At 71.2% G+C, this 6,605-nt stretch carries 5 protein-coding genes; all 5 read left to right on the top strand.

The features are described from left to right. A partial coding sequence (locus VF468_29160) for a hypothetical protein (protein HEX5882356.1) occupies positions 1-990 on the top strand: 990 nt, incomplete at its 5' end. Between the two features lie 558 nt (positions 991-1,548). Next, a complete protein-coding gene (locus tag VF468_29155) occupies positions 1,549-2,982 on the top strand; it encodes an NAD(P)H-quinone dehydrogenase (protein HEX5882355.1) in 1,434 nt (477 codons plus the stop codon). Positions 2,983-3,222: 240 nt separating this feature from the next. Beyond that, entirely contained in the window at positions 3,223-5,016 is a 1,794-nt protein-coding gene (locus VF468_29150) for an ABC transporter substrate-binding protein (protein HEX5882354.1), read from the top strand. Positions 5,017-5,028: 12 nt separating this feature from the next. After that, positions 5,029-6,045 carry an ABC transporter permease gene (locus VF468_29145; GenBank protein HEX5882353.1) on the top strand — a complete coding sequence of 339 codons (1,017 nt, stop codon included), beginning with the start codon at positions 5,029-5,031 and terminating at the stop codon, positions 6,043-6,045. Beyond that, positions 6,045-6,605, top strand: a 561-nt coding sequence (locus VF468_29140) for an ABC transporter permease (protein HEX5882352.1), incomplete at its 3' end; no start/stop codon positions are given. The genes VF468_29145 and VF468_29140, both read left to right, overlap by 1 nt.

Raw genomic sequence — 6,605 nt, 5'->3', positions numbered from 1 at the left:
TTCCTCGATCAGCGGACCGGCTGGGTGGTGGCCAGCGCCAACACGCGGGAGACCGGGTCGGTGGTCCGGCTGGCCGTCTACCGGACCACCGACGCCGGCTCGACCTGGCGCTGGTACTCGCTGGGCGCCCTGGACCTCGGCAAGGACAACGCCGCCGGCGGCTACGAGGGCGGCTTCGGGGTCCTGGCCATGCCGAGCTTCGTCGACCCGCGCAACGGCTGGGTCAGCGTCCTGACCAGCTCGACCCGCTACGACGGCCACTACTTCCTGTTCCGGACCGGCGACGGCGGCGCGACCTGGACCCGGCTCCCGCAGCCACCGGAGGTCCAGCGGGCGGTGCTCTCCAGCCCGACTCGCGGCTGGGGCGTGGTCATGGGCCAGGCGGCCGCCACCTCGGGCCCGGGCCGGGGGCCCGCCGGCCTGTACACGACCACCGACGCCGGCCGGACCTGGCGGCGGATGGGCCTGGTGCCGCCGCCGTCGCTCCGCGGCGCCAGGATCGAGCTGCGCGAGCCGCCCACCTTCAAGCCCTCGCGCGACGGATTCCTGCCCGTCGAGTTCAGCGCCGGGGGAGGCGGTTCGGCGCGCACGCTCGCGGTTGGCTTCTACGTCACCACCGACGGCGGTACGACCTGGACGCCCCGGTACGTGCCGCTGGCCTCCGAGGACGAGCGCTACGGCCAGGTCCCGCTGGCCGCCGGCGGCCAGCGCACCCTTCTGGCTCTGGCCGGCCACGAGGCCAGGAAGGTCCTGACCAGCCGGGACGGCGGGCATGGCTGGACCTCGGCCGCCACCGGCCTCGAGGGCCGCTACCCGGCCGTCCGTGGTCTCGCCTTCGCCGACCACCGCACCGGCTGGGCGGTCGCCGGCCGCGGCGTCAGCCTCGAGAACGGCTGTGTGCCCCCGACCCGCCGCTGCGACGCCGACGGCGCCCTCCTGGTCACCGCCTCCGCGGGCACCACCTGGTCGGACGCCACCCCCACCGGCTGAGCCATCCCCTGGGGCGGAATCAACATCCCGTGGCCACGGGCAGGGCCCGGCCGCCTGCACCCTGCGGACGGGTGACAACGGGCAGACGGGCTCGACGAGCCAGCTCCTGCGGAGCACGGTCAGGTTGTCGAAGTTCAGGACACAGTCGGCCGGCATCCCGTCATCGGTCGAGAGCAGGACCTCCGACGGTATCCCCCGGATCCGCTTGGTCGCCGGGACTCCGGTGACCTTGTCGATCACCGGGATCACGGCCTGCCTGGTCAGCACGAGGAACGGCCGGCGGCCCCTGCCTGGCTCCTCGACCCACCACACCTCGCCGCGGTTCACCAGGGGTCGTCCTCGTTGATGCTCCGGAGGCTCGCCTCGGCCAGGCCGTCGAACTCGTCGTCATCCGGGACCCGGGTGTAGCCCTCGACCATGGCGCGGTCGATGGCGGCCTCGATGTCCTCCTTGTAGTCCTGCTCGATGGCCTCGCGGATCAGGTCGGAGCGCGGTCAACCCGGGCCGGGCCGTCCACAGACCCGGTTTGAGGCGCTGGTGAGTCGGTACCATCGACCCATGCGGATCGTGATCATTGGGGGAGGACCTGGCGGCTACGAGGCCGCCCTGGTCGCGGCCGACCTGGGGGCGGAGGTCACGGTCGTCAACGACGAGGGGCTGGGCGGGGCCTGCGTGCTGTGGGACTGCGTGCCGTCCAAGACCCTGCTGACCTCGGCCCAGGCGTTCAACACCCTGGAGACGGCGCCCAGCCTCGGGGTGCACTTCGAGGGGATGCCGGGCCAGGAGGTGCCCCGCTACGAGGTCGACCTGCCGAGGATCATGTCCCGGGTCCGCGACCTCGCCCTGGCCCAGTCCGAGGACATCGCCAAACGGGTCACGGCCGCCGGGGTGCGCGTGGTGCTGGGCCGGGGGCGGATCGTCGACCCCCACACCGTCGAGGTCCGGCCGGCCGGCGACGGGGCCGCGGCCGGCGACGGGGGGCGCCCCGAGCGGCTGGAGGGCGACGCCATCCTGCTCGCCACCGGGTCCGACCCCCGGCGGATGGACACCGCCCCCACCGACGGCGAGGTCATCCTGTCCAGCCAGGACGTGTACAAGCTGCGCAAGGTCCCCGAGCACCTGGTGGTCGTCGGGGCCGGGGCCACCGGGGCCGAGTACGCCACCGCCTTCCTGCGGTTTGGCGCCCAGGTGACCTTCATCGTCAGCCGCGACCGCATCCTCCCGACCCATGACGAGGACGCGGCCCTGGCCATCGAGGACGTGTTCGAGCGCCGGGGGCTGCGGACGGTCAAGAACGCCCGGGCGGCCAAGGTCGAGCGGGTCGGGAACCGCGGGGTCGTCCATCTGGAGGACGGCCGCACCATCGAGGGCAGCCACGTGCTGCTCACCATTGGCCAGGTGCCCCAGACCAACGGCCTTGGCCTGGAGGAGCTGGGCATCCAGACCGATGAGCGCGGCGCGCTGGTGGTGGACGGGGTCAGCCGCACCTCGGTGCCGAGCATCTACGCCGCCGGCGACGTCACGGCCAAGCTGATGCTGGCCTCGGTGGCGGCCATGCAGGGCCGGATCGCCATGTGGCACCTGCTCGGCCAGGCCGTCTCCCCGCTGCGCTGGGACGCGGTGGTGGCCACCATCTTCACCGACCCCCAGATCGCCACCGTCGGGCTGTCGGAGCAGCGAGCGGCCGAGACCGGCATCGAGGTCGAGGTCGACACGCTGCCCCTGGCCGGCAACTCGCGGGCCAAGATGAGCAACCGGCCCGACGGCTTCGTCAAGCTGCTGGCCCGGCCCGGCTCGGGCACGATCGCCGGCGGGGCGGTGGTGGCCAGCTACGCCTCGGACCTGATCGCCCCCATCTCCGAGGCCTGCTTCAACCGGCTCACGGCCAGCCAGCTCTCGCAGGTGTTCCAGACCTACCCCTCGTTCGCCGGCTCGATCCAGGAATGCGCCCGCCGCCTCGCCGTGCGGGTTCAGGGGTCGTACCGTTACTAGCGGCCCAATCCGGCCCAGGGGCCCTTGTCGAGGCTCTGGCGGCATCGCACAATAGCGCAACTCCTAATTACTGACTGTTCAGTCAGCTTTGTCGGCGGTGGTGGGAATCCCGCAAGGGGGCCGGGCGTGGGCGCATTCAGCGGTGCAGGCAGGAACGGGCGGAGCCGGGGGGGTCCGGGGGGCTCAAACCTGGCCCCCCGGTGGAACCGGGGAGCGAAACGGTTCCGGAGGACCTCGGTGATGGTGGTGCTGGCGGCCCTGCTGGCCCTGACGGCGGCGCCGGGGGTGACCGCCCAGGAGCAGCCGGCCGGAAAGCTCAATTTCACCGTCGGCATCATCAACGACGTCGACTCGCTCAACCCGTTCATCGGCATCCTGGCCGAGACCTACGAGGTCTGGGCGCTGATGTACGACTACCTGGTCGGCTACAGCCAGAAGGACTTCTCGCCCGTGCCCGGCCTGGCCGAGTCCTGGGAGGTCTCCGACGACGAGCTGACCTGGACCTACAAGATCCGCCAGGGGGTGAAGTGGTCCGACGGCCAGCCGCTCACGGCCAAGGACGCCGCCTACACCTTCAACCGGATCATGAAGGGCACCTTCGAGCAGACCAACTACGGCAACTACGTCTCCAACATCAGGACCGTCGAGGCCCCCGACGACGCCACCCTGGTGATGACCACCAAGGAGCCCAGCCCGACCATGCTGCGGCTGGCCGTGCCGATCCTTCCCGAGCACGTCTGGAAGGACATCGACGAGAAAGAGGTCAGCACCTTCGACAACGAGAAGAACGCCGTCGGCTCGGGCCCGTTCGTGCTCGCCGAGCGCAGCACCGGCCAGTTCGTGCGCCTGACGGCCAACAAGGAGTACTGGGACGGCGCGCCCAAGATCGACGAGGTCGTGTACCGGGTCTTCAACAACGCCGACGCCCAGCTGCAGGCGCTGAAGAAGGGCGAGATCGACTTCGCCGACGGGCTCGACCCGGCGCCGTTCAACTCCCTCAAGGACACCGAGGGCATCACCGCCGTGGCCGGCGACTACTCCGGCTTCGACGAGCTGGCCTTCAACACCGGGGCGGCCCTTGACAGCGGCGAGCCGATCGGCGACGGCCACCCGGCCCTCAAGGACAAGCGGGTCCGCCAGGCGATCGCCCACGCCATCGACAAGCAGGCGCTGGTCGACCGGGTGCTGGGCGGCTACGGCACCCCGGCCGCCGGGGTCATCCCGGCCCTCTACCAGAACCTGACCTTCCAGCCGGCCGACGGCGAGGCCTACAACTTCGACCTGGCCGAGGCCAACCGGCTGCTCGACGAGGCCGGCTACAAGGACTCCGACGGCGACAAGGTCCGGGAGATGCCCGACGGCGGCCGGCCGCTGCGCTTCCGGCTGTTCGCCCGGCAGGAGTCCAACACCTCCCAGCAGTCGGTCCAGTTCATGCAGGGCTGGCTGCGCGACATCGGCATCGCCACCGAGGTCAAGGTGCTGGAGGAGAACCGCCTGACCGAGATCATCGGCCAGGGCGAGTTCGACATGTTCGAGTGGGGCTGGGTGGTCGAGCCCGACCCCGACTACCAGCTCTCGACCTTCACCTGCGGCTCGCGCAGCTACAAGTCGGGCGGCGACGTCCTGGCCAACCTGTCCGACTCCTTCTACTGCAACCCCGAGTACGACAAGCTGTACGAGCAGCAGAAGGTCACCATCGACCCGGCCAAGCGGGCCGAGATCGTCAAGCAGATGCAGCGGATGCTCTACGTGGACGCGCCGTACGTGGTGACCTTCTACTACGACGAGCTCCAGGCCTACCGCAGCGACCGCTTCGCCGGCTTCTCGGCCCAGCCCGACCCGGGCGGCGTGGTCCTGTTCCAGTACGGCACCTACAGCTACCGCAACATCGCCACCCCGCAGGCGACCGCCGCGGCCGGCGACGAGGGCGGCGGCGTGCCGCTCGTGCCCATCGCCGTCGGCGTGGCCGTGGTCGGGGCGGCCGGGGTGCTGCTGGCGCTGCGGCGGAGGTCGACCCAGGACGAGCGCGAGTAGGGCACCGGCCCGATGGCCGCGACCTCCACCCGGACCTTCCGTCCAAGCGCCGGCCAGCGCCGGCTGGGCGCCAAGCTGATCGGGGCCGTGCTCAGCCTGGCCTTCGTGCTGGTGTTCAACTTCTTCCTGTTCCGGGTCCTGCCCGGGGACCCGGCCAAGAACCTGACCCGCAACCGCCTGGTCCCGGCCGAGCAGGTCGAGGTCCTGCGGGAGAGCTTCGGGCTGGGCAGGCCGCTGCACGAGCAGTTCGCCACCTACGTGAAGGACACCCTCAGCGGCGACCTCGGCATCTCCTACAAGTTCCGCCGGCCCGTCTCGGAGGTGATCGCGGAGCGGATCTGGCCGACGGTGCTGCTGCTGGGGCTGTCCACGCTGCTGTCGACGGCCATCGGGCTGTGGATCGGCATCCGGGGGGCGTGGCGGCGCAACAGCGTGTTCGACCGGGTCTCGCTGGGGGCGTCGCTCGCCCTCTACGCCATGCCCGAGTTCTGGCTCGGCATCATGCTGCTGATCGCCTTCGGGGTCGGGGTCGGGTCGTTCCCGGGGCTGTTCCCGACCGGCGGGCTGTCCAGCCCCGACACCGAGCTGGCCAGCCTGGCCGGCGTCGCGGACGTGGCCAGGCACCTGTTCCTGCCCTGCCTGACCCTCACCCTGGCCTACATCGCCGAGTACGCGCTGGTGATGCGCTCGTCGCTGCTGGACGAGCTCGGTGAGGACTACCTGACGACGGCCAGGGCCAAGGGGCTGCGGGACGCCCTGGTGCTGCGCCGCCACGCCGTGCCCAACGCCCTGCTGCCCACGACCACGCTGATCTTCCTCAACCTCGGCTTCGTGGTCTCGGGGGCGATCACCATCGAGACGGTCTTCTCCTGGCCAGGGCTCGGCCTGCTCAGCTACGAGGCGCTGCGGACGCCGGACTACCCGCTCCTCCAGGGGGTGTTCCTGCTCTTCAGCGCCGCCGTGATCATCGCCAACCTGCTCGCCGACCTCCTCTATGCCTACCTCGACCCGCGCGTGAGGACGGGCTGATGACCCAGCCGACCATCGAGGAGCCCCTCGGAGGGGCGCCCGAGACCGACACCACCGTCCCGCCGAGCCTGCCCCCCCAGCTCAGCCCCAGGTCGATCGTCCGGGCGCGGCGGCGGCAGGCGGCGTCCCAGGCCTGGAGCGAGTACCGGCGCAGCGCGGTCGGCATGGTCGGGCTGGTCATCCTGGTCCTGTTCATCGCCATGGCCGTGTTCGCGCCGCTGCTCGTCCCCGAGAGCGAGCTGGACGTGACCAGGGCCACCGGGACCCCGTTCTCGCCGCCGAGCGCCGAGTTCCCGCTCGGGACCGACGAGAGCGGCCGCTCGGTGCTGGCCCTGACCATCTGGGGCGCGCGGGTGTCGCTGCTGGTCGGGTTCCTGGCCTCGGTGATCTCGGTGGTGATCGGCTCGGTGGTCGGCATCGCCGCCGGCCACTACGGCCGCTGGACCGACTCGGTCCTGATGCGGGTCACCGACTGGTTCCTGGTGATCCCGTTCCTGCCCCTGGCCATCGTGCTGGCCACCGTGCTCGGCCCGTCGCTGGCCAACATCGCCTTCGTCATC

It is taken from the genome of Actinomycetota bacterium (assembly GCA_036280995.1).
Taxonomy (GTDB): domain Bacteria; phylum Actinomycetota; class CALGFH01; order CALGFH01; family CALGFH01; genus CALGFH01.
Note: the sequence above shows the minus strand (reverse complement) of the source record. Positions and strands in the feature narration are given on the sequence as shown.

Bases quoted from the DNA above. Each gene is read 5' to 3' on its own strand.
- VF468_29155 (HEX5882355.1), top strand. From the start codon at position 1,549: ATGCGGATCGTGATCATTGGGGGAGGACCTGGCGGCTACGAGGCCGCC.
- VF468_29145 (HEX5882353.1), top strand. From the start codon at position 5,029: ATGGCCGCGACCTCCACCCGGACCTTCCGTCCAAGCGCCGGCCAGCGC.
- VF468_29150 (HEX5882354.1), top strand. From the start codon at position 3,223: ATGGTGGTGCTGGCGGCCCTGCTGGCCCTGACGGCGGCGCCGGGGGTG.